At 37.5% G+C, this 25,006-nt stretch carries 24 protein-coding genes; 22 read left to right on the top strand and 2 right to left on the bottom strand.

The genetic code is table 11. The annotated features are described in order from the left end of the window. Position 1: 1 nt before the first annotated feature. The 19 genes from LX92_RS01070 (at position 2) to purD (ending at position 21,375) form a co-directional block, all read left to right on the top strand. Positions 2–1,504 (top strand): GH3 family domain-containing protein, encoded by a 1,503-nt coding sequence (locus LX92_RS01070; RefSeq protein WP_109648428.1) that lies wholly within the window; start codon positions 2–4, stop codon positions 1,502–1,504. Positions 1,505–1,576: 72 nt separating this feature from the next. Next, complete coding sequence (locus LX92_RS01065) at positions 1,577–3,262, top strand: DUF6909 family protein (protein ID WP_109648427.1); 1,686 nt, start codon at positions 1,577–1,579, stop codon at positions 3,260–3,262. A 6-nt stretch (positions 3,263–3,268) separates the two neighbouring features. Then, positions 3,269–4,270 carry a hypothetical protein gene (locus LX92_RS01060; RefSeq protein WP_109648426.1) on the top strand — a complete coding sequence of 334 codons (1,002 nt, stop codon included), beginning with the start codon at positions 3,269–3,271 and terminating at the stop codon, positions 4,268–4,270. Between the two features lie 54 nt (positions 4,271–4,324). Next, on the top strand, positions 4,325–5,368 hold the full coding sequence (gene rfbB / locus LX92_RS01055; protein ID WP_109648425.1) for a dTDP-glucose 4,6-dehydratase: 1,044 nt from the start codon (positions 4,325–4,327) through the stop codon (positions 5,366–5,368). Between the two features lie 32 nt (positions 5,369–5,400). Next, on the top strand, positions 5,401–6,264 hold the full coding sequence (rfbA, locus tag LX92_RS01050) for a glucose-1-phosphate thymidylyltransferase RfbA (protein ID WP_109648424.1): 864 nt from the start codon (positions 5,401–5,403) through the stop codon (positions 6,262–6,264). A 129-nt stretch (positions 6,265–6,393) separates the two neighbouring features. Beyond that, complete coding sequence (gene rfbC / locus LX92_RS01045; RefSeq protein ID WP_109648423.1) at positions 6,394–6,939, top strand: dTDP-4-dehydrorhamnose 3,5-epimerase; 546 nt, start codon at positions 6,394–6,396, stop codon at positions 6,937–6,939. Continuing rightward, complete coding sequence (gene rfbD / locus LX92_RS01040; protein ID WP_109648422.1) at positions 6,918–7,715, top strand: dTDP-4-dehydrorhamnose reductase; 798 nt, start codon at positions 6,918–6,920, stop codon at positions 7,713–7,715. Before rfbC ends, rfbD begins: the two co-directional genes overlap by 22 nt. Positions 7,716–7,733: 18 nt before the next feature. Then, positions 7,734–8,318, top strand: a complete 585-nt coding sequence (locus LX92_RS01035; RefSeq protein ID WP_109648421.1) for an acyltransferase — start codon at positions 7,734–7,736, stop codon at positions 8,316–8,318. 19 nt (positions 8,319–8,337) lie between these two features. Then, positions 8,338–9,435, top strand: a complete 1,098-nt coding sequence (locus LX92_RS01030; protein ID WP_109648420.1) for a DegT/DnrJ/EryC1/StrS family aminotransferase — start codon at positions 8,338–8,340, stop codon at positions 9,433–9,435. Continuing rightward, positions 9,432–10,370, top strand: coding sequence for a Gfo/Idh/MocA family protein (locus tag LX92_RS01025; protein WP_109648419.1), 939 nt, complete (start codon positions 9,432–9,434; stop codon positions 10,368–10,370). The genes LX92_RS01030 and LX92_RS01025 overlap by 4 nt, the downstream gene beginning before the upstream one ends. A 208-nt stretch (positions 10,371–10,578) precedes the next feature. Further along, positions 10,579–11,856, top strand: a complete 1,278-nt coding sequence (locus LX92_RS01020; protein ID WP_109648418.1) for a lipopolysaccharide biosynthesis protein — start codon at positions 10,579–10,581, stop codon at positions 11,854–11,856. Then, positions 11,834–13,084 (top strand): oligosaccharide repeat unit polymerase, encoded by a 1,251-nt coding sequence (locus LX92_RS01015; RefSeq protein ID WP_146197783.1) that lies wholly within the window; start codon positions 11,834–11,836, stop codon positions 13,082–13,084. The genes LX92_RS01020 and LX92_RS01015 overlap by 23 nt, the downstream gene beginning before the upstream one ends. Beyond that, on the top strand, positions 13,074–14,201 hold the full coding sequence (locus tag LX92_RS01010; protein WP_109648416.1) for a glycosyltransferase family 4 protein: 1,128 nt from the start codon (positions 13,074–13,076) through the stop codon (positions 14,199–14,201). The genes LX92_RS01015 and LX92_RS01010 overlap by 11 nt, the downstream gene beginning before the upstream one ends. Continuing rightward, positions 14,182–15,456, top strand: coding sequence for an O-antigen ligase family protein (locus LX92_RS01005; protein ID WP_109648415.1), 1,275 nt, complete (start codon positions 14,182–14,184; stop codon positions 15,454–15,456). Before LX92_RS01010 ends, LX92_RS01005 begins: the two co-directional genes overlap by 20 nt. 1 nt (position 15,457) lies before the next feature. Beyond that, the gene (locus LX92_RS01000) at positions 15,458–16,192 is read left to right on the top strand and encodes a UDP-N-acetyl glucosamine 2-epimerase (protein WP_223308300.1); all 735 of its coding nucleotides are present in this window, start codon (positions 15,458–15,460) and stop codon (positions 16,190–16,192) included. A gap of 377 nt (positions 16,193–16,569) precedes the next feature. Then, positions 16,570–17,817 carry a glycosyltransferase family 4 protein gene (locus tag LX92_RS00995; RefSeq protein WP_109648414.1) on the top strand — a complete coding sequence of 416 codons (1,248 nt, stop codon included), beginning with the start codon at positions 16,570–16,572 and terminating at the stop codon, positions 17,815–17,817. A gap of 85 nt (positions 17,818–17,902) precedes the next feature. Next, positions 17,903–19,081 (top strand): glycosyltransferase family 4 protein, encoded by a 1,179-nt coding sequence (locus tag LX92_RS00990; RefSeq protein WP_109648413.1) that lies wholly within the window; start codon positions 17,903–17,905, stop codon positions 19,079–19,081. Beyond that, a complete protein-coding gene (locus LX92_RS00985) occupies positions 19,082–20,062 on the top strand; it encodes a UDP-glucuronic acid decarboxylase family protein (protein ID WP_109648412.1) in 981 nt (326 codons plus the stop codon). Between the two features lie 41 nt (positions 20,063–20,103). Next, a complete protein-coding gene (purD, locus tag LX92_RS00980) occupies positions 20,104–21,375 on the top strand; it encodes a phosphoribosylamine--glycine ligase (protein WP_109648411.1) in 1,272 nt (423 codons plus the stop codon). On the opposite strand, the gene LX92_RS00975 is transcribed toward purD, so the two are convergent. After that, positions 21,370–21,591 (bottom strand): DUF6341 family protein, encoded by a 222-nt coding sequence (locus LX92_RS00975; RefSeq protein WP_109648410.1) that lies wholly within the window; start codon positions 21,589–21,591, stop codon positions 21,370–21,372. The genes purD and LX92_RS00975 overlap by 6 nt on opposite strands. A 397-nt stretch (positions 21,592–21,988) precedes the next feature. Between LX92_RS00975 and LX92_RS23020 the strand changes: the two genes are divergently transcribed. The 3 genes from LX92_RS23020 to LX92_RS00960 are packed head-to-tail and all read left to right on the top strand — an operon-like array spanning position 21,989 to position 24,263. Next, positions 21,989–22,567: a hypothetical protein gene (locus tag LX92_RS23020; RefSeq protein ID WP_394340333.1), complete on the top strand. Its 579-nt coding sequence runs from the start codon at positions 21,989–21,991 to the stop codon at positions 22,565–22,567. 35 nt (positions 22,568–22,602) lie between these two features. Next, a complete protein-coding gene (locus tag LX92_RS00965) occupies positions 22,603–23,205 on the top strand; it encodes a DUF4254 domain-containing protein (protein ID WP_109648408.1) in 603 nt (200 codons plus the stop codon). Positions 23,206–23,222: 17 nt separating this feature from the next. Next, positions 23,223–24,263: a glycosyltransferase family 9 protein gene (locus LX92_RS00960; protein ID WP_109648407.1), complete on the top strand. Its 1,041-nt coding sequence runs from the start codon at positions 23,223–23,225 to the stop codon at positions 24,261–24,263. A gap of 11 nt (positions 24,264–24,274) precedes the next feature. Here LX92_RS00960 and LX92_RS00955 read toward each other — a convergent pair whose 3' ends face one another. After that, positions 24,275–24,892 (bottom strand): TetR/AcrR family transcriptional regulator, encoded by a 618-nt coding sequence (locus LX92_RS00955; protein WP_109648406.1) that lies wholly within the window; start codon positions 24,890–24,892, stop codon positions 24,275–24,277. Positions 24,893–25,006 lie beyond the last annotated feature (114 nt).

Raw genomic sequence — 25,006 nt, 5'->3', positions numbered from 1 at the left:
TATGTCATTAAAGTCCATCGCGGCCAAAATATTTGCAAAACAAGTCGCTAAAAAAACAGCCAAATGGGTAAACAATCCTTTGGAAACCCAAGATGCGGTATTTCAAGAGCTGGTACATACTGCCCGTAACACGCTTTTTGGAAAAGAACATAATTTCGAAAAAATACAGGATCATGCCGATTTCGTAAAAAATGTGCCGATCCGTGATTACGAAGAGCTTAAAGGTTATGTGGAAAAAGTAGTGGCAGGGGATGCCGATGTACTTTGGCCAGGGAAACCTATCTATTTTGCCAAAACCTCCGGGACGACCTCTGGGGCAAAATATATTCCGATTACAAAAGTGTCCATTAAACAACAAGTGGAAGCCTCGAGGAATGCGATATTGAATTATATCGATGAAACCGGGCAGGCGGATTTTGTGGATGGAAAAATGATCTTTCTTCAAGGCAGCCCCGAATTAGACGAAAAGAACGGTATTAAATTAGGGAGGCTTTCCGGTATTTCCGCACATTATGTGCCAAGCTATCTTCAGAAAAATAGATTGCCCAGCTGGGAAACCAATTGTATAGAAGATTGGGAAACCAAGGTCGATGCCATTGTAGACGAGACCATTAGAGAGAATATGACTGTCATTGCAGGGATACCCTCTTGGGTGCAAATGTATTTTGAGAAATTGAATACCAAAGGCCAAAAAAAGGTCGGTGAACTGTTCAAGAACTTCCAATTGTTCATTTATGGGGGAGTGAATTACGAACCCTACCGCGCCAAGTTCGAAAACCTGATCGGGAGAAAAGTCGATAGTTTAGAGCTTTTCCCCGCTAGTGAAGGTTTTTTCGCCTATCAGGATTCCCAGACCGAAAAGGGGATGTTGTTGCTTTTGAATTCCGGGATATTTTACGAGTTCGTAAAGGCCGATGAGTTTTTTAATGAAGATAGGCAACGACTTACCCTAAAGGATGTAGAGGTCGGGATTAATTATGTGATGATTATCTCTACCAATGCGGGATTGTGGGCCTATAATCTTGGGGATACCATTCAGTTTATTTCATTGAACCCCTATAAAATCATGGTCTCGGGGCGTATAAAACACTTTATTTCGGCCTTTGGGGAACATGTTATCGCCAAGGAAGTGGAAGAAGCGATGTTAAAGGCGGTTCATGCGACGGATGCACGTATCAATGAGTTTACGGTGGCCCCACAAATAACCCCCAACGAAAACGAATTGCCCTATCACGAATGGTTCATCGAGTTTGAAAAACGACCTTCGGATATGGAAAAATTCATTCAAATACTGGATACTTCCCTACAGGCCCAAAACAGCTATTATTTTGATTTGATCGATGGTAAGATTTTACAGACCCTTAAGGTTTGTTCGATAAAGAATGGTGGTTTCCAGGAGTATATGAAATCGGTCGGAAAGTTGGGTGGACAGAACAAGGTACAACGTTTGGCCAATGACCGTAAAGTGGCCGATGCGCTATCACACTTCGCGGTAGAAGGGTAGCCACAACCATGAACTTTAATACACCACTTATTATTGATAGATTTAAATTGTAATTTTGCTTGAAATTTTTGTATGAAAAATACTAGAGTAACTACTAGGGCGCAAGAATCCACCAATGCCATTGAGCGTTTGTATATTACGATGCGCCATCTGTTCAACCGCGGATTTTATAAACCAATGGGGGTTTCAGGGGAAACCTTAAGGAATGCCTTATTGCAGTTACGCCCGGAGATTTATGGTTCCATAGGCGAGGAGAAAGCAGAACTTGACGGACTTGTATATGTTTTGGAGCGTTTGCCAGAAGGCATTGAGCAATGTAGGTTTATAAACCTTACCTCGGATGAAGGGTACGGAAAGGCCCATTTTGCACCGATAATTCCACCAAAGAGAAGAAGAAATTGTTATCGCATCGATGACGAGCAGATGAATATCGAGATTACCAGGGGGCGTTCCGATATTTATGATATTCTTACGCATCTTACATTTTTGTTTATTGAGTCCCATAAAATCTGTAAACATGTACTTATAGAGGATACGGATGAAACCATTCGTGATTGGGGTAAACTGGAAGCTGCGGTTAAAAAGAAAAAACTTTCATTGGCCGAACGTGAAGTGGCATTGATCCACACCTCAAATATATTGAACCGGCCCTTTGAGGAAGTGTTGGAATACCACAAAAAATTCGCCACCAAGGCCGAACCGGAAAAGTTTCTTCATATCATTTACTGGATGGGTAAATTGGCTATAGAGGAAGAAGTGACGGGGAATAAAAGAGCGATTACCTTTACCTCGATGTTACGCGAAAGATTGGGGCACCATATACATGGGGAACGTTGGGCGAATACGATCAAAGAGGTCATGGCAAAAAACGACTTGTTATCACGGCCCATCCATATCATAAGTGCGAACATGCATAGCGTAATGAACTCCTTGTTTGCCAAAAAGGCATTGGCCAAGGAATATCCGAAAGACGGCTCATTGGAAATCTATAAAGCGTTGAGTTCACCTGAGAATCATTTGTTGCAAAAGAAAGTGAGTGATATTGCAAGAAAAAATGGGATGATCACCATAGATGATCATACGGGGACCAATATTGATGTTCAAATTTTCGATTTGGCAAAAATTGGGGAGGATGCCTGTTGCTACGATTTACCAAAAGGACTTCCACAAGAAGAAAAACCTGTTATATTTGTGATGGATTATGCCTTTGGGGAGCAAGCCTATGAAACCATAGATGAGTTGTTGAAACCTTATAAGAGCAAACAAAAAGGGGATATTTTCTTGGATGTTGCTTCGATTTCAATCATGGGCAAGGCTGGAATTTTGGAAGGGGGCAAAGGTGATTTAATGATACCTTCTGCACATATATTTGAAGGCACTTCGGATAATTACCCTTTTAAGAATGAATTATGTGCGAAGGATTTCCAAGGATATGGTTTAGAGGTTTTTGAAGGAGCAATGGTTACGGTTTTGGGTACTTCATTGCAGAATAGGGATATTTTGAAGTTTTTCCATAAGTCCACCTGGAATGTCATAGGTTTGGAAATGGAAGGGGTACATTATCAGAAAGCCATCCAATCGGCATCGAAAATACGGAAGAGTATTCGAGAGGATGTAAAAGTACGGTATGCCTATTATGCCTCGGATAACCCTTTGGAAACAGGAGGGACATTAGCTTCAGGCGGATTGGGGACCACAGGGGTAAAACCTACTTATTTGATTACAGACCGAATTTTAGAACAAATATTTAATTCATAAGATACAATGGCAGAAAGTAATACGCCCAACAACACCAACGCTTCGGACGAAATAGATTTGGGGCAGTTGTTTCAACTTATAGGAAAAGGGTTTAACAGTATTTTCAGGTTTTTTTTAAGAGTATTCCTATACTTAAAAAAGAATGCCCTGATTCTTGTTGGACTGATTGTTTTAGGGGCGGCAATAGGCTTCGGTTTAAATCAGATTGTTTCCAAAAAATTAAAGACAGAGGTTATTGTGAAGCCTCTTATGGAGAGCAAGAACTATTTGTATGATGTAGTCAATGAAATTCAGGCGAATATTGAAACAAGGAATACGACATTTTTCTCGGAGATTGGAGTTCAAATAACCAATTTCGAGGGATTAGAGATAGCAATTGCCCCAGTAGATGAAAATCGGGTGAGCAGCGAAAGTGAAATGAAATATTTGGAATTGCTTCAAAGTTTTGAAAATACGGGGTCAATCTCAGATATTGTTAGGGCTGAATTACAGAATAAAAGCTCGTTTAACCATCGCATCACCTTTTATTATAAAGATATCAAAGTAGGCGAAAATTTGGCTAAAGGAGTAATGGAATATATCAATACCAATGAGTATTTTGATGGTTTAATAACGGTATATAGGGAAAATGCAACCACCCGGATTGAGGAAAATAAGCAACTACTACAGCAAGTGGATCAGATAATTACCAACTATGCTAAAAAAATGGCAGAAAATGATGGAATGGTCGGTAATGATAGAATTGTTTTGGACAATCAAGAAACAGTGAATATTACAGGGTTGTTTGATCTTAAAAATAGTTTGATTAAAGATATTGAATCAAAAAATCTAGAACTCGCAGAACGTACGGATCCCATCAAAATCATAAATTTCGGGAAGCCACAAGAAGTAATTAAAGCATTTTTTGGAAAGAATATTATATTGATACCTTTAATACTTGTTGGATTGTTCTTTTTGGGGTCTTTTCTGAAATTCCTTAATAAGAAAGCAAGTAATGTTCAAGAATAACATTACGCATGTTCCAAATCACAAAAAACTTGAATTATAGATAAAATATGGGCAATGAAATTATTGATTACAGGAGGTGCAGGATTTATAGGTTCCCATGTGGTTCGCAAATTTGTGAATACGTATAAGGATTATAAAATCTATAATCTTGATGCCTTAACTTATGCAGGTAATCTCGAGAATTTAAGGGATATTGAAAACCATGAAAATTATAAATTCATTAAAGGGGATATTGTAGATGCTGATTTTATCGAGGAAACCTTTAAGAAGTATAAGTTTAATGGAGTTATTCATTTAGCGGCAGAATCCCATGTGGATCGATCAATAACCGATCCCCTGGCTTTTGTAAGGACCAATATTATTGGCACTGTAAATTTGTTGAACGCTGCCAAGGAAGCATGGAAAGAAGATTTTAGCAATAAGCGATTTTATCATGTGAGTACGGATGAGGTGTATGGGTCTTTAGGTAAAGAAGGCCTCTTTTTGGAAACAACGGCCTATGATCCAAATTCTCCTTATTCAGCTTCTAAGGCAAGTTCCGATCATTTTGTGAGGGCTTATGGAGAAACTTACGGCTTACCCTATGTTATTACCAATTGCTCCAATAATTATGGTCCCAATCAGTTTCCGGAAAAGTTAATTCCGTTATTTATCCATAATATCATAGAGAACAAACCTTTACCGGTGTATGGTGATGGTAGGTATACAAGGGATTGGTTATTTGTTGAAGATCATGCAGGGGCCATTGATTTGGTTTTTCGCGAAGGGAAAAATCATGAAACCTATAATATTGGGGGTTTTAACGAGTGGCAAAATATAGATTTGGTTACCCTTTTGTGTAAGTTGATGGATAAAAAGCTGAGTAGACCCATAGGTTCTTCCGAGAAACTTATTTCATATGTTAAAGATCGACCAGGGCATGATTTGCGTTATGCAATTGATGCCAATAAAATAAATAGGGAATTAGGGTGGAACCCTTCTGTTACATTTGAAGAAGGTCTTGAAAGAACCATTGACTGGTACCTAGGGAATGAGGAATGGTTGAACAATGTTACGTCAGGAAGTTATCAAGAGTATTACAAGAAAATGTATTATTAAATCGTTTTTTGGACTAGAAGAAATACAGGAGCATGAAAGGAATAATATTAGCAGGTGGTTCCGGAACGCGATTATACCCCATCACAATAGCGATGAGCAAACAACTGATGCCCATCCATGACAAGCCCATGATTTATTATCCACTAGCCACCTTAATGTCGGCCGGTATCCGTGAAATATTGATTATTACCACTCCGCAGGACAGGAACCTATTTGATAAACTCTTGGGGGATGGTTCTCAATTAGGTTGCCAATTTACTTATGCAAGTCAGGAAAAACCAAACGGATTGGCCGAAGCGTTTCTGATTGGTGCGAAGTTTATTGGGACCGACAAGGTCGCTTTGATACTGGGGGATAATATTTTTTATGGGTCTGGTCTGGCAGATTTATTACAAGCCAATAATAATCCGGATGGTGGAATTATATATGGCTATCACGTACAAGATCCGGAACGTTACGGTGTAGTGGAATTCAATGAAAAAGGAATGGCCATAAGCATTGAGGAAAAACCGACTAAACCCAAATCTAATTACGCAGTGCCTGGCATCTATTTCTACGATAATGAAGTGGTGGCCATTGCTAAGAACATAAAGCCCAGTAAAAGAGGGGAATTGGAGATAACCGATATCAATAAAGCTTATTTGGAAAGAGGCAAATTACAGGTCAGAATTTTGGATCGTGGAACCGCCTGGTTGGATACGGGTACTTTTGCCTCCTTAATGCAGGCTTCACAATTTGTAGAAGTTATTGAAGAGCGTCAAGGTTTGAAGATAGGGGCTATAGAGGAAGTTGCCTATACGATGGGATATATTTCCAAGGAACAGTTGCACGATCTAGCCATCCCATTGTTAAAAAGTGGGTATGGCAAATATCTGATGGGTCTGATTGGGGAATAATGCTAATCAGTTTTGTAGTGAGGAAATAAAAGCAATTGGAATAATTAAACCTCGATTAAATAAAATACAATTAAAGAACCATATTGTTCCTCAATCTGATAATAACACAACTAGATAACAATAAGAACATTGAAAATAACGGAATCAAAGCTAAAGGGCTGTTTTATTTTGGAGCTTAAGGTATATGAAGATGGGCGTGGACTATTTTTTGAGTCCTATAACAAGGCACAATTGGAGGAAACCCTTGGAGCGTCCATAGATTTTGTCCAAGACAACATTTCAGTTTCCAAAAAAGGCGTTTTGCGCGGTTTACATTTTCAAACGGAAAAATATGCCCAGGCCAAATTGGTTCAAGTTATAAAAGGTAAGGTTTTGGATATAGTGGTAGACCTGCGTAGGGATAGCAACACTTTTGGACAGCATTTTAAAATAGAACTTTCATCTGAAAACAAGAAATCAATTTTTATACCAAAAGGTATGGCCCATGGGTTTTTGGCCCTTTCGGAAGAAGTTGTTTTTTATTATAAATGTGATGCCTATTACCACCCCCTATCGGAAGCAGGAATAGTGTATAATGACCCGGAATTGAAAATTGATTGGGAATTTCCGGAAACGAATATGATACTTTCCGAAAAAGATTTAAGATTGCCGTTATGGAAAAATCGCAAAATGTAAAACGGATTTTGGTTACCGGGGCATCGGGACAATTGGGACGAAGTCTTCAGGATTTGGCTCATGTTTACCCTAAAACGGAATTCGTTTTTCTGGATTCGGATGCTTTGGACATAACCGATTACAAAGCACTTGTCCAGATTTTCCAAACGGATGGTTTTGACTATTGCATCAACTGTGCAGCCTACACCAATGTGGATCAGGCCGAGAAAAGCCCGGGAAAAGCCTTTAAAGTGAATGCAGAGGCCGTAAAGAACTTGGCATTGACATGCAAAAAATACGGAGTAACACTAATCCATATCACTACGGATTATGTCTTTGACGGGGGAAAGGGTTCCCCTTATACCGTTAAAGACCTACCCAATCCCATCAACCGATACGGGAAATCAAAATGGGAAGGCGAAAAATACATTCAAGGGATTTCAATTAATTATTTCATTATCCGCACCTCATGGCTGTACCATAAAAAATATGGCAAGAATTTTTATAGGACCATATTGGAAAAAGCACACAAAGGAGAAGAATTGCGCATTACGGACGAGCAGGTGGGTTGCCCCACTGATGCCATAAATTTAGCGAAGTATGTATTGGAACTCATTGTTACTGAAAATCAGAAATATGGCATTCACCATTTTACGGATGGACAAGCCATGAGTTGGTATGGTTTTGCCCTCAACATCCTGGGAGAAAATGGATTGAAAAATACTACAATTATTGTGAAGGACAATAATTATCGTACTTTTGCTAGAAAGCCGAAATATAGTGTCTTAAAAGAATAATAGAATTAACTTTCCAATATGTCTACCGATACATTTTTTGCCCACGAAACTGCAGTTGTTGATAAAGGCTGCATTATAGGGACAGGTACTAAAATATGGCACTTTTCCCACATTATGTCTGATTGCAAAATAGGGGAAAGGTGTAATATTGGGCAGAACGTCGTAGTCTCGCCCCAGGTAGTGCTAGGTAACAATGTTAAAGTTCAAAACAATGTATCGATATACACGGGCGTTATCTGTGAGGATGATGTTTTTCTAGGGCCTTCCATGGTCTTTACGAATATCATCAATCCTAGAAGTGCCATTATCCGTCGCGATAGTTATCAGGAGACACTCGTAAAGGAAGGAGCTTCGGTCGGCGCCAACGCTACCATTGTCTGTGGTAATGCCTTAGGAAGGTTTTGTCTTATAGGCGCCGGGGCCGTCGTCACCAAGGAAGTGCCCGATTATGCACTTATCGTGGGAAACCCGGGGAGGCAGATCGGTTGGGTGAGCGAATACGGGCATCGCTTGGAATTTGATGCCGACCACCGGGGGGCCGTATGTCCCGAAAGCGGTCAAGAATACAAGTTGGACGACAAAGCCGTAGTACGGATAAAATAATCTTAAACAGAGACCCTATATGAAAATCGATTTTGCCAACCTGACCAAAGCCTATGACGAGCATAGCGCCGAATTTGAGCGGGTATCCTTGGATGTTATGTCATCGGCCCGTTATATTTTGGGCAAGGAGATCAATGAACTGGAGGCATCGCTGCAAGAATATGTCAAAAGCGATTACGCTTTAGGGGTCTCGTCGGGTACCGATGCCCTGCTATTGGCCATGATGGCATTGGGCATACGCGGAGGCGATGAAATCATAACCACGCCCTTTACCTTTATCGCAACGGCCGAGACCATTGCCTGTTTGGGGGCAAAACCGGTTTTTGTCGATATAGATGAAGAAACCTTCAATATTGATGTTTCTCAAATCGAAAATGCCATTACCGACAAGACAAAGGCTATTATGCCAGTATCATTATATGGGCAAATGGCCGATATGGACGAAATCAACGCAATTGCAGCCAAGCATAACTTGGCGGTAATCGAGGATGCCGCACAGAGCTTTGGGGCCCTTTACAAGGGAAAACGAAGTTGTTCGGCCTCAACCATTGGCTGTACCAGTTTCTTTCCCGCAAAACCATTGGGATGCTTTGGTGATGGGGGAGCGGTCTTTACACAAGACCGAAAGCTTTACGAGAAAATGAAAGCGATGCGCGTACACGGACAGGTAAAGCGCTATACCCACAAATATATCGGTATGGGCGGACGATTGGACAACCTTCAGGCCGCTATCCTGAACGTAAAGCTTCGACATTACGGGAAGGATATTGAAAGAAGGCAGCAGGTTGCCAAACAATATACCGAATTGCTCAAGAGCTATGTATCGACACCGAGCATAAAAGAAGACCGAACCTCGGTTTGGGCACAGTATACCATTAGAATCAAAAATCGGAAAGAAGTCCAGTCTAAGCTGAAAGAAGCTGGTATTCCTACCGCGGTACACTATCCTATACCCATGCATTTACAGGAATGTTTTGCTTATTTAGGACATAAAAAGGGTGATTTTCCCATTAGCGAGACTTGTGCTACAGAGGTCATGAGCCTTCCCATGAATCCGTATTTAACCACCGACGAACTAGAATATATAACATCAAACATAATAAACTCTTTTAGATGAAAAACTTCGCATTAATTGGCGCAGCAGGCTATATAGCGCCCAGGCACATGAAAGCCATTAAGGATACAGGAAACAATTTACTTACGGCTTTCGATAAAGGCGATAGTGTGGGTGTAATCGATTCCTATTTTCCCAATGCGGACTTTTTCGTCGAATTCGAACGTTTTGACCGCCATATAGAAAAGTTGAAATACGAGAAGGATACCTACTTGGATTATGTAAGTATCTGCTCGCCCAATTACCTACACGATGCGCATATTCGGTTCGCATTGCGCAGTGGGGCTGATGCCATTTGTGAAAAACCTTTGGTGCTCAACCCTTGGAACGTAGATAAGTTACAGCATGTTGAGGAAAAAACGGGCAAGAAAATATACAACATTTTACAACTAAGGGTACATCCAAGTATAATTGCCCTGAGAGAGAAAGTAAAGAATGCAAAGAAGGATACAAAATTTGAAGTAGACCTTACCTATCTCACCTCAAGGGGACACTGGTACCATACCTCTTGGAAAGGAGACAAGACAAAGTCAGGGGGTATAGCTACCAACATAGGGGTGCATTTTTATGATATGCTCTCTTGGATATTCGGCGATGTACAGCAAAATATTGTACACGTGCACGAAAACGACCGCGCCGCGGGCTATTTGGAGTTCGAGAATGCCCGGGTAAAATGGTTTCTTTCGATCAGTTCAAAGTACTTGCCGAAAGAAATTAAGGAAAAAGGGCAGACCACCTTTAGGTCCATTACCATTAATGGCGAGGAATTGGAGTTTAGCGGCGGTTTTAAGGACCTTCATACCATGGTCTATAAAGACATACTAGCGGGTAAGGGTTACGGCGTTGATGCGGCCAGAACGGCTATTGAAATTGTACACGATATCCGAAATGCCAAGCCGATAGGGCTAAAGGGAGAGTATCATGGGTTTTTGAAGTAGTAGGGTTTTATTTTAGACTACACTATTCTAAAGACGTGTAAAGATAGAAAGTTATACACCTAGATTATGAGTTAACCATAAACCTCATTTATGACATGAAAGTTAGAAGGCTATTGATTGACTCAACGAATTATAGGAGTCAAAGGTTTTTCAATTAGGAAAATGTTTGTTAAACAGCACTAAGTTAGCAAGGCTCAAATATTAATGTATGCCGGAAATAAAAAAAGGCGACGAATCTATTCTGAATGTGTCAAAAGATGTGATGGTTTTGGCAATGGGTGTGATAGTTGCAAGTTTAATACCGATTCTTTTACAACCGTTCCTAAAACGTACATTTTCACCTGAAGACTTTGGAGCCTATGATGTATACCTAAAGACGTTTTCGATTTTAGTAGCACTCTCGTGCCTCAAATATGAAAATGCTATTCTTTTACCTAAGAAAGATTCGGATTCTAAACATGTAATATACTTATGCTTACTTATTAGTGGTGTGATATTTCTTGTTACCTTGTTGTTTTTCTTTCTTTTCTCTGATTTTGTAGTGGGGCTGTTAATAGACATGAACATGATTGCTCTGTTTTTACTTCCATTAAGCGTATTTTTTTATGCGGTTTTTAATGTGTTTAACCTATATCTCATTCGAAATAGAAAATTTGCATTATCATCTACCAGTAAAATTTCAAGAAGGCTTGGTGAAGGTGTAGTACAAGTGATTATTGGTCTTTTCAAGAATCCACATGGTCTTGTGGTTGGTGATTTTGTGGGCAATGTGGTTCAAGGTTTTTACTCTTTTTGGAAGGCTGATAAAATTAGTCCTTTTAGGTTAATTAGTAAAACTAGAATTAAAAAGGTATTAAAGGAGTATAGAGAACTGCCTTTATACACTTTGGTGCCAAATGTGCTTAACACCTTTGCTTTAGGGGCATTAACGTTCTTGATTTTGAATAATTTTGACCTTAAAGAAGTAGGTTTTTTAGAATTTACCCAAAGAATCCTGGCTATTCCTTCGGTATTTGTTTCGGTTGCTATTTCGCAAGTAGTTTTTCAACGCGTTAGCAATTTGATCAATAAAAAAGAAAAAGTGATGCCATTGGTTTTATCGCTTATGTCGTTATTAATTATGGTCTCTTTTTTATTTATAGTTGTAATCGAGTTTTTTGGAGAATCGATATTTGTGTTAATAGGCGGTGATGGGTGGGAGAAGTCGGGTGAATACTCAAAAATTTTAGTGTATGCATCAGCGGTCATGCTGGTTTTTTCTCCGCTAGGTAAGGTGCTAATTGCATTAAAGAAGTTCAAGACAAATTCAATTTGGGAGATAACAAAATTCATCTCAATATTGTTTTTATTTTACCCAAATAGTTATACTATTAAAGAATATATCTGGTTGTACACGGGCATAATTGTCTTTTTCTACCTTTTATATGGGGCTATAATAATATATCAAACCCATAAATATCAAATTGAAATTAAAACTCAGACATAGTAAAAAGAGTGTTTTTTTATTAGAGGCTATAACTTTTGTAATTATATCAATTGTCTATGTTTTTATAATAAAGGACATGTACGGTTATATGGGGCATGACCATGATATAAAAATAGCCAAAGTAATTATAGGCTGGCTATTTTTTATTCCCATGCTATTTCTAGGCACCAAGGTTAAGGGAGATTTTTTTTATACCATTTGGCATGTGATTTTCGTACTATATTTTTTTGGTCAGGTGATGTATTATCAGTTTAATGATGGCATCATACAACCAGTCTTTGCACACAGTATTCTTTTATTAGTACTCTTCGTTTGTTCATTTTTCAAATTAAACTTTAGTGTAATACATTTTAAAGGGCAAATGTTGAGCATTGTTTTATTGATTTCTATTGTGCTATTTGTACCCATATTTATAAAATATCTGCCTCATGTGAAACTCAAAAATCTTTTGTTGGCCGATGTTTATGAAACACGATATTATTTTCGAGAAATTCAAGATCGCTATTTCGGGTATTTAAGCGCACCCTTGTCGAGAGTAATATTGCCTTCTTTGTTAATTATCGGTATTGTGAAAAAAAAGTTTTGGCTGGTTGGTCTTTCTATTTTTATGATATCATTTATTTTTTTGATAGGTGCTTTGAAGAGTATTTTCATAGGTATGATCGCTGCGGTTTTCTTTTTTAAAGGCAAAGCGTATATTGACAAGCTTCACTATTTACTGTATCTATTTTTTGGCTTATGTTTTCTTGGTTTACTAGTTTTTATTATAACGGACAACACCTTTTTAGTAAATTCATTTGTAAGAAGGGTTTTGTTTACGCCCGCAAGAATGGATAATTCCTTTTACTCTTTTTTTGGAGAAAACCCTACGTTTTGGAGCCACAATTCTATTGGTGAATATTTTATGGACTATCCTTTGGAACAATCTCCAAATTATTATGTAGGCGAAGTGTTGCTTGAAAAAGAAGGTCTAAATGCAAACGTAGGCTTAATTACGGAGGGTTATTTTTCATTTGGGTATATAGGAGTAATATTACATTCACTTTTTATTGGTTTCGTTTTTTTGATTTTAAAGCATATTAAGATGAATCCTATTTTTTTCGGATTGGTATTCGTTTATATCTATTATATGAACACCTCCTTTTTCACAACGCTTTTGTTAACACATGGTTTAGCATTCTTTGTATTTTTTGCTTACCTTTTTTTGAACAAGGATTATGAAAGATAAATTACTACAGATCTCAAGTGCTTTTGCAATTCAAAAGATCTATATAAACCTGACGAAAAAGCTTTCTGAAAAAGGGTATGATCAAATTATTTACGTTCCTGTGCGAAATTCGGCACAGTTAAATGGTAATAGAGATGATACCATACCCAATTGCGAATATGTGTATTCACATGTATTGAAAGACAATTTTTTATTCAAATTGAGGTTTAGGCGAAAGTTGAAAATTATTTATAATGATTTACTTTCAAAAGTCGAGATTGGGTCCGTAGGTTTGGTTCATGCTCATTTTTTGTTCAGTGATGGTGGCGTGGCGTACTTAATAAAAAAAAAATTTGGCATTCCCTATGTTGTGAGTGTTCGTGCCACAGATCTTTTTTATTTCTTTAAACTCATGGTGCATGAAAGAAAGTTCGGCAACCAGATTATGTCTTCAGCGGAAAGGGTTATTTTTATTAATCCTACGTATGTCAACCTTTTCAAAAAAAAATATTTAAGCTCTTTTTTTAAGGATTTTGACAATAAGGTTGCAGTTATACCCAATGCAGTAGACCAAAAGTGGTTTGCCACCAATTCCAGGGTCAAAACGATATCAGAACCTTTAAAATTACTTTACGTTGGCCAAATTATAAAACGCAAAAAACTTGATGTGGTTATTAAAGCAATGAAATTGTTTAATGCTAAAAGTAATCATAAAGCAACACTGGATATTGTTGGTTCCGGACCTTTTTTAAAGGATGTAGAAAAACTCTTTGATGAAAACGTAAAGTATTTGGGGCGAATTAGCGATTTTAAGGTGCTTCAAGGCATTTTTGATAGCTGTCATATCTTTGCCATGCCATCTATAAAAGAAACCTTTGGATTAGTTTACATTGAAGCAATGTCGCAAGGCTTGCCAATATTATACTGTAAAGATGAAGCGGTAGATGGTTTTTTCGAAAATAACACCGTAGGTGTGGCAATAAAGGCTAGCGACCCTGAAGATACATTACGTGGGATTGAACAAATTATTGGAAATTACCAAGAAATGAGTAAAAAGGCTAGAATAGAATCAGTAGCTTTTACATGGGAAAAAATATCTGAAAAATTTCACGCTATTTATGAAGAAGCTATTCGTTAAGCTAGGTGAAGAACCTACTTTAAGTTTGTTCTGGAATTCGATTTTAATAGGTTTTTTATTGTTGCCTATTAGCATTAATCCATCTACTCCATTTTTTGTAATAGCGATGCTTTTGGGTGCGTTTTATAGCATAAAAAATAAAAGTAAGATTGATAAAAAAGATTTATATTTTCTATGCCTTCCTATCCTATGGATTTTATTAGTTATAAGCCTTATATATACAAATAACATTAAAACCGGTATCGATTTAATCACTAGAATGATACCCATTGCTATTTTCCCCTTACTCTTATTGTATATACGAGAAAATGAAGATGTATTAAGAAAGTTGTTTACTATGCTACTCATAGGTATATTGGCATCAATGGCAATTAATCTTTTCTTGGCCCTCAACAACTCCCTTAGTATTGTCGAGAGTCAATTGATTTTTGATGCTTCATACGAAGGTGGTTTTTCTTTTTACGAATCGTTTAATCATGGAGGCAACCATTTTTTTGGAACAAGGTTTTCTAATACCATACACCCCACTTATATTGCCCTTTACATTTTAATAAGTCTTGTATATTTTGGCAAAAATGGAATTAGGTTCAAGTATATAGTTTTCGCTGCGTTACTTGTTTATTTATTCTTATTATCCTCAAGGGCTGCGTTGATGGTTTTATTGTCTTATGCTTTTCTTTTTATATTTTATTTTGGAGACATGAAAAAGAGAATAGGGTTAGGTTTGCTCGCATTAAGTGCGGTTATTCTTTTTATTTTTTTAAATCCAAGGACAAAAACCTTTTATGAAAGAATCATAACTTTTAAGGAAAAGAAAAATTACAATTATACTACTTCTGAGCAATCAAGAATCTTGATTTATCACACTTGTATGGAATTGATTAAAAAACGTCCAATTATGGGGTATGGTATTGGTGACGCTAATGATGTTTTACAAGAAGAATATTCGGCCAACTCATATTTAACCTTAGCAAAAAATCAGTACAATGCACATAGTCAGTTTTTTCAAACGTTTCTACAAGCAGGTATAATTGCATTTGTTATATTAATTGTACCAATTGGTTTGATATTTTCCAAGGGTCTTCGGAATCCATATGTGCTAGCCGCAATCATAGCTATAGTTATTTTGATGGGATTTGAATCTTTATTGGTTAGATACAATGGAATTATATTTTATGCGATTATAATCCCACTTTTAATGCGGAATGATAACGAGTTCTTAAAAAATAGTTTAAGACAATTTCAAAAGTTATAAAATGAAGATTATCACTATAGATGGTGCGCGCCCACAATTTGTTAAAGCTGCAGATGTGAGTAGGGCCATATTTAGGTATAATGAAGTTAATGACGCTAAGATTCAAGAGATTATTGAGCATACCGGTCAGCATTTTGATAGGAATATGAGTGAAGTGTTCTTTAATCAAATGGATATTCCTAAGCCCCATTATAATCTTGATCTCAAGAGTTTATCTCATGGGACAATGAAAGGAAAAATGCTAGCAAAAACGGAAGAGGTCTTGGTGGCCGAAAAGCCTTATTGGGTATTGGTTTATAGTAACACCAATGCTACCACTGCAGGTGGGTTAGCTGCAAAGAAGATACATATCAAAGTCGCACATAGGGAGGCCGGGTTTCGTTCGTTTAATATGCTTAGGCCACAAGAAGTCAACAGAATTTTAACCGATCACATAAGTGATACCCTTTTTTGCTCAACTCAAACAGCTATTGATAACTTAAAAAATGAAGGTTATAGCAATATTGAAATCAAACAAGTACATTGTGGTGATGTAATGTACGATGCTGCCCTTTTTCACACCAAAGATGCCGCTAAACCAAAAAGTGAGATTGAACTAGGCGATTTTGTGCTCTCAACGATACATAGACAAGAAAATACGGATGACCCAGATTCACTTGCTTCTATTTTTGATGCCTTGGGGGGAGATTGCAATAAAAACCATGGTTGTACTACCATTGCATCCAAGAACAATTAAAAAATTAAAAGAATATGGCATCGATATTCATAAGAATATTAAAATTTTAGATCCTGTTGGATATTTTGAAATGATTTGGTTACTAAAAATTACTCTTGTGTTATTACTGATAATGGTGGACTTCAAAAAGAAGCCATGTATTACGGTTAGAGAAGAAACTGAATGGTAAGAACTAATAAAACATAAGGTTAAATTTATCACAGTGCCGAACAAAAATAGAATATTGGGTACATTTAATAATTTGAAAAATGTGAAAATCAATTTTGATATTAATTTGTATGGTACGGGTAATACCGGCGAAGAAATTGTTTCGAAATTGATAGCATATCACAATAGGAATTAAACAAAATTATTTCAAATGGTATTATTTTAAAAGTATGACAAAACGAATTTGGATCATTAATGAGCATTTGACCTCTCCTGATTTGAGTGAAAACGGCCATAGTAGGCACTTTACTCTAGGAACGGAGTTCTTAAAGCATGGATATGACGTAACTTTGATTACTTCATCATTTTCTCACAATCCTAAAAGAAAGGTTGGATTAATAGGTTTAATGAAAGTTCTTAAAGGAGCCTTACCTACTTTGATAATAAAAGGCTTTGCACATGAAAACTCTAGTAGTATTATTAGAATAATCAATTGGGTTTTATTTTCAGCCTTACTCTTTTTCGCTCCATTTTCAAGAATTTCTAAGCCAGATATCATTATTTTGTCATCTACCCCGATGATTCCGGTGTACAACGTTTTGTTTTTTAAATTAATCTACCCCAATTGCAAGTTTATATTTGAAACAAGGGATCTTTGGCCCATGACTCCAAAAAGTATCGGAAATTACTCTGATAAAAGCTTGTTTATCAGAATCCTAACACATTTGGAATACAAATGCTATTCTAAAGCCGACTATATAGTTTCGGTATTAAAGAATTCAGACAAACATATTGAATCGGTACTTGGGTCAAAGAAGTTTAATTTTAAGTGGATTTCGAATGGTATAGATTTAAAAGGTTTTGCTGGTATTCAAAAAGAAAAAGATTGGGGGTTTAAAGGTAAAATGTTTAATGAAAATGCATTTATAATTGGCTATGCTGGCACCCTAGGCAATGCCAACGCTATGGAATTTATAATCGAGGCATTCAATGATTTTTTTGCAGGTTCAAACTGTTATTTGGTTTTATTAGGGGAAGGAGGAGAGAAACAAAATTTGATTGAAAAGGCAAAGGGAAACAATAATATCGTGTTTTTAGAATCTGTTAAAAGAGAATCCCTTAATTCTTTTTATCAGCAATGTGATGTGTTGTATTTGAGTTGGCGCAATGTTGATTTATACAAATTTGGGGTTTCTGCAAATAAGCTATTTGAGTATATGTACTCGCAAACGCCAATACTAATGTCTTGCAATATTCCTGATAATATTATCGAAGAGGCAAATTGCGGGCTTGTGACTAAGGCGGAAGATTCTTTAAGTATAAAAGAGAAAATCCATGAGTTTCGGAATTTGAGTTCTATGGAAAGATCTCAGTTAGGGAAAAATGGATATTCATATGTTATCGCGCAATTGACATATGAAAAATTGGCTAAAGAATATATGAAAGTATTTGATGAGTTAAATCAAGATTTAAACTAAGTTTTGTTTAAGAAAAAAATTCAGTTTAGGATTAAAGATGATAATAGAGTCTTTTCTTTTACTATTTTTGATTAAATTTTAAGATTTGTTTTTTCTAGAAACCGCCATATTATTATTCATTGGAGCATTTCTTATGACTTATTTAACCATACCAAAAATTATTAAGGTGGTTGAGGTTAAAAGGTTAATGGATGATCCAGACCATAGAAGTTCACATACTTCAAGAACACCAACATTGGGAGGGATTGCTTTTTATTACACATTGATTTTCGCTTTGTTTTTTATTAGGGGAAGGGATTTATACGATGAAGCAATGTATATAATTCCAGGTTTAACAATTTTGTTTATAGTAGGTTTAAAAGATGATTTAGTCGTTATTTCCCCAGGAGCCAAATTAATTGCGCAGGCGTGCGCATTAACATTTATTTTGATAAATCCAAGTTTTACTATTACTTCATTAAATGGTTTTTTGAATATTTATGAAATACCATATTTTATTTATTTAATCATTGGGGGATTTATGATGTTGACCATTATTAATTCATATAATCTTATTGATGGTATAGATGGGTTGGCATCTATAGTTGGGATTGTTATAATGGTTATTTACACAACTATTTTTTATTTGGTCGGTGAATATTTCTTTGCTTTGATTACTATTACGGTAAACGCATGTCTGATTGCATTTTTTGGGTTTAACATCTCCTCTGATCGCAAAATATTTATGGGGGATACCGGGTCGCTTATTATTGGTTTTATAATAAGTATTTTAACGTTGAAGTTCCTGGCCCTTAAACCACAATCCTATTCGGAATTACCTTTTTTATTGGAAAATGCACCATTAATCGCAATTAGTATATTGATAGTTCCACTTTTTGATACCGCCAGGGTTTTTACAATTCGCATCGCAAATAAAAAAGGACCTTTCTCACCAGATAGAAACCATGTTCATCATGTACTTATTGATTATTGGGGACTAAGCCATAAACAGGCAAGTTTTATTATCGGTTGTTTTAATTTGCTTTTTGTAGTTCTCTTTATTGTTTTGGGAAGTAAGGCAAAAAATTTAGGCATGGTAATTATGTTAGTGTCTGTGGTGGTGTTTTTAAGTTATATTTTTTTTAAGTACAACTACAATTTCACAAATTTAAAGCAAAAAATTCTTTTAAAAAGAAAGGTTAAAAATATTATAGGAAGGAAAAAAGAAAGCAACCGTAACGGTGTAGATGGTGGTGTTAAAAAGAATGAAAAGTACAAAGAATAAATGAAAAAAATTTTAATAACGGGTGCAGCCGGTTTCTTGGGCTCTCACCTATGTGATAGATTCATTAAGGAAGGTTTTCATGTCATCGGGATGGATAATCTGATTACCGGTGACCTTAAGAACATAGAACATCTTTTCCCCTTGGAGCATTTTGAATTTTACCATCATGATGTGTCCAAGTTCGTGAATGTGCCCGGTGAACTGGATTATATTCTACATTTCGCCTCTCCAGCAAGTCCTATTGATTATTTGAAAATCCCTATAGAAACCTTAAAGGTAGGGTCTTTGGGTACTCTTAATCTGTTAGGGGTGGCCAAGGAAAAGAAAGCAAGGATTTTGGTAGCATCCACCTCGGAGGTATATGGAGACCCCTTAGTACATCCCCAAAATGAGGAGTATTACGGCAATGTGAGTCCAATAGGCCCTCGCGGGGTATATGATGAGGCCAAACGCTTTATGGAATCCATTACCATGGCCTATCATCGTTATCACGAAGTAGATACCCGCATCGTCCGTATTTTCAATACCTATGGACCTCGAATGCGGTTAAATGACGGCCGTGTGGTACCGGCATTTATGGGGCAGGCACTACGAGGTGAGGATTTAACCGTTTTTGGCGATGGTTCACAAACACGATCTTTTTGTTATATCGATGATCAGGTCGAGGGAATTTATCGTTTGTTGATGAGTGATTATACCAATCCCATTAATATTGGTAATCCGCACGAGACTACGATACTGGAATTCGCACAAGAGATCATCCAATTGACAGGTACCCATCAGAAAATTGTTTATAGACCATTACCTAAGGATGATCCTTTACAAAGACAACCCGATATAACAAAGGCCAAGGAAATATTGGGATGGGAACCCAAGGTAGGGCGTGCTGAAGGCTTAAAAAAGGTTTTCGAATATTTCAAGTCATTGACTCCGGAAGAACTGCACGACAAGGAACATAGGGATTTTTCGGGTATAGTATAGATTATTAGCGTTCAAGCTGTATTTTTGCGCAAACTTTAATTATGGATATTCTTATTCTTGGATCGGGTGGTCGTGAACATACCATCGCTTGGAAACTTGCCCAAAGCCCTAAATTATCACATCTTTATATTGCTCCCGGAAATGCTGGCACGAGTACTATTGGTACTAATTTACCCATCGGTGTAAATGATTTTGAAAAAATCAAGGAGGCTGTAATCGCCAATAACATTGATATGGTGGTCGTGGGTCCTGAAGACCCATTGGTGAATGGAATCCATGATTTTTTCCTTGGTGACCCCGAGCTAAAGGATATTCCGGTAATCGGGCCCCAGAAAGCAGCTGCTACCTTGGAAGGGAGTAAGGGGTTCGCCAAAGAGTTTTTGATAAAACACAATATTCCTACGGCAGCGTATGATAGTTTTACTGCAGAGACCTTGGAAGCTGGGTATACTTTTCTGGATTCACTCAAACCCCCATACGTTTTAAAGGCAGACGGGCTCGCAGCTGGTAAAGGGGTAGTGATCTTGAACGATTTACAAGAGGCCAAGGAGGAACTGAAATCCATGTTGGTCGATGCCAAATTCGGCGCAGCGAGTACGACCGTTGTTATCGAGGAGTTTTTATCGGGTATAGAATTAAGCGTCTTTGTGCTTACTGATGGTAAGGGATATAAAGTTTTGCCAACAGCCAAGGATTATAAAAGAATCGGTGAAGGTGACACTGGATTGAATACCGGTGGTATGGGTGCAATTTCGCCAGTTCCTTTCGCGGATAAGGAGTTAATGGACAAGATACACGAGCGAGTGGTTAAACCGACCGTAGAGGGGCTTAAAATCGATGGACTGCCTTATAAGGGTTTTATTTTCATTGGTTTGATAAAAGTAGGTGATGATCCATTCGTTATTGAGTACAATGTTAGAATGGGAGACCCAGAGACCGAAGTGGTCATACCAAGAATAAAAACCGACTTGGTCACCATTTTCCAAGCGGTTGCCAATCAAACTCTGGATAGCATCGACCTTGAAATTGATGACCGCACGGCATCAACCGTAATGTTGGTATCCGGGGGTTATCCTGAAGCCTATGAAAAAGGAAAGGAAATTATGGGATTCGAAAACATCAAGGACTCCATTGTATTTCATGCAGGCACAGACCTTAAAGACGGTAAGGTGGTGACCAATGGCGGTAGGGTAATGGCAATTACATCCTATGGCAATGATTTTAAGGAAGCACTACAAACCTCTTATCAAAATATCGCTAAGATATGTTTTGAGAAGATGGACTTTCGAAAGGATATTGGGTTCGACCTATAAGTAGGAATGTGAAGAGATTGATTTATCCTCTTCATTATTGTCGTTGTATTTCTTGAGTTGAAGCATCCAATACACAAAAGCGGTAAAGCAGATAATCATGAATATCCAGTTGACCGTATTGGCGGCCCACCAGTTTTTGGTGAACCTTAAAAAATCATAGGGCCAGAAAAGACCATTCACAAATAAATCCTGTATGCCTTCAAAAAATGCCTTCATCTTATAGTATATTTACGGGACAAAAATATAAAAACCGCAGATGATTACAAGTATTTTTGGCAAAACTAAACCTATTAACTACATAATTGTAGTAACTTTTTTGTTTTTGCTCTATTGGCTTGTTCATTTTTTACTATTTAAAAAGGCTTATCCCCCAGAGGAATTGTTGTGGCAAACATTGGTGTTGTCCACATTGTTTTTTTCCATTTTTCTTGTCGATTTCATTGTAAAAAGGAATAAAATAACGCTGGCGAACTCCTATACAATCTTGTTTTTTGCCCTCTTGATGGTTGTCTTTCCGGAAACTTTGAGCGATAACAAAGCTATCCTAAGCAATACTTTTATCTTATTGTCCATTCGGAGGATTATTAGTATGCGGACATTGAAGGGGATTAAGATGAAGATATTCGACGCATCGTTATGGATTCTTTTTGCCAGTCTCTTTTATGATTGGGCACTTTTGTTCCTTTTGGTCGTATTTATTGCAATTTACATCTATGACCCTAAGAGCTTTAGAAATTGGTTGGTGCCTTTTGCCGCTTTTTTTGCGGTACTTTTGTTAAGTTCCGGTTTTTTGGTGTTGACCAGTAATCTCGATTTCTTTCTTACACATTACCACTTTACGGTCATGTTCGACCCTAGTGATTATCTAAATTGGGCGAGTAGTGGTAGACTCATTATTTACGTTCTCGTCTTGTTTATATTAGGTGTTTTGGCCTTTATAAACCTTGGGAATTCCGGTGTCGGTAAAATCGTGACAACGCGGCTCGTCGTTTTTTTCCTTATTATCGGTCTGGTTATAAATGTGTTGGTATCCTCAGAAGAACAATACCCCATATTGCTGACATTTTTCCCGGGAGCGGTGTTCATGACAAATTATGTTGAGTCCATAAAGCGCGAGAAAATCAAGGAAATTGTTTTGTTGGGATCCATATTAATCCCTGTTATTGTCTTCTTATCCGTCATGATTTTATAGCAAATAAAAGGTATATTTGTGTAAAATAAATTGAGATGTTCAGTTCGTTAGCCAATCGTATTTTTCAGGAAAGTATCTTAAAATACCACGAAATAGATTCCGTGGACCAACCTTTTAATAACCCGTATCCTAAAGATGATATCGCACATTTGCTATATCGTAAAAATTGGATTGATACGGTTCAATGGCATTATGAGGATATTATTCGTGATCCAGACATTGACCCGGTGGCTGCCCTTGTTTTAAAGCGGAAAATCGATGCCAGTAATCAGGATAGGACTGATTTGGTTGAATATATAGACAGTTATTTCCTTAAAAAATACCAATCGGTCAACATTGTGGATAACGCTGTTATCAATACGGAGAGTCCGGCTTGGGCCATAGACCGATTATCAATTCTGGCATTGAAGATCTATCACATGCAAGAGGAGGCGGATCGAACAGACGCCTCGGAAGAACATCTTCAAAAATGTCGGGAAAAATTGAATGTACTGCTGGAACAGCGAGTTGATTTGTCAACGGCCATAGATCAATTATTGAACGATATCGAAGCTGGACAAAAGTATATGAAGGTCTATAAACAAATGAAAATGTACAATGACGACGAATTGAACCCGGTTCTTCGCGGTCAAAAGTAATTTTTGGACTTTATACTATGGAAAACGGTAGACACCTATTGGTAATACGGCTTTCTGCCATGGGTGATGTTGCAATGACCGTTCCGGTGATTAAATCACTTCTTGATGCTTATCCCGATCTTAAGGTGACCGTACTTACCAAAAAATTCCTTGTACCTATTTTCAATGGTTTGGAACGGGTTAATGTTCATGTTGCCGATGTTTCTGGGAAACATAAAGGGGTTTTTGGACTTTGGAAACTATACCAGGAACTTAAGGTATTAAAAATAGATGCCGTTGCCGATTTACATAACGTGCTTCGAAGCAATATCCTAAAACAGTATTTCCGTTTGGACAGGATTCCTTTTATACAGATTGATAAGGGAAGAAAAGAGAAAAAGGCATTGACCGCTGAAAAGAATAGAGTCTTTAAGCAATTAAAAACCACGCATCAGCGCTATGCAGATGTCTTCTCTCAAATGGGATATCCTTTTAACCTCACAATCAACAACTATTTGCCGAAAAGGACATTGCCTAATTTTATTTTGGATACTGTGGGAAGCGATTCAAGAAAATGGGTGGGAATTGCGCCTTTTGCCGCTTTTTCCGGAAAAATGTACCCTTTGGAGTTAATGGAACAGGTAGTGCGGGACTTAAACAGTACCAATCAGTATAAAATATTGCTGTTTGGAGGGGGGCAAAAGGAAAAAGAACTCCTCGATTCTTGGGCCGTAACGTACAATGATTGTCTTTCGGTTGTAGGCAAGCTTACCTTGGAAGAGGAGCTGGCCTTGATTTCGAACCTGGATGTAATGGTATCCATGGATAGTGGCAATGCACATTTGGCTGCACTGTTCGGTATCCCTACGATTACCCTATGGGGTGTTACACATCCATTTGCCGGATTTTATCCCTATGGACAAGATTTGGATAATGCACTTTTATCCGACAGGACCAATTATCCCTTGATACCGACTTCCATTTATGGTAACAAAGTTCCCAAAGGGTATGAAAATGTGATGACTTCAATAGACCCCGAAGATATCCTTGAAAAAATCATCTTTCTCCTGAATGCGTAGTTGTTCTTCGACTATAGGGTGGGTTGTTTGATTTCAATCGTCTTAAAGTACATTTTAAGTTGCGACATGAATCTGTATTTACGCGCACTTGGGGCGTTATCGGCCATAAGGGTACGTATGCCCATATACGAACTCATTAAGAATAAAGCAATGCCCTCGGCATCAATATGCCTATCGATATGGCCGTTGAATTTTCCTTTTTGCAATGCGGATACCAGGTTGACTTCCCAAATCTGGAGAATATCATTCAGGTGCTTCATTATCTTTTCGTTTTTTCCACGAAACTCATTAATGAAATTGTTCAGGACAAAGCCACAATCCATCTCGTTGTGCACAGCGGTTTCCAATGCATTTTCAAAACAGTTGGTGATTAAAAGCAACGGATTTTCATGCCCCTCGATGGGTTCTATCAACATGCTATAGACTTTACGGGCCAAAAGGTTCTCAAGAATTTGGGTAAAGAAATCCTCCTTCGAGTCAAAATGATAATAAAATGCCCCTTTGGAAAGGGAAAGCTTTTTTAAAATATCATCGACACTAGTATTGTAATAGCCATTTTTGTAAAACAATTCAAGGCCTGTTACTTGTAATCGTTGCATGGTAGCCATGCGTTTTAGGTTCTTGTCCATAAGATTGGGTTTAATGGTTCAATTAGACCGTTAAGTCTTAAACAAAGAACCCCCAACCTTAGGTAATGCCCGTTTTAAAAGGATAAGGGTAAGGAAAAAAACGTTAAAATGCAG

This window comes from Maribacter polysiphoniae (assembly GCF_003148665.1).
GTDB lineage: Bacteria > Bacteroidota > Bacteroidia > Flavobacteriales > Flavobacteriaceae > Maribacter_A > Maribacter_A polysiphoniae.
The sequence above is the reverse complement of the archived record's forward strand: the minus strand, read 5'-3'. Positions and strand labels throughout refer to the sequence as shown.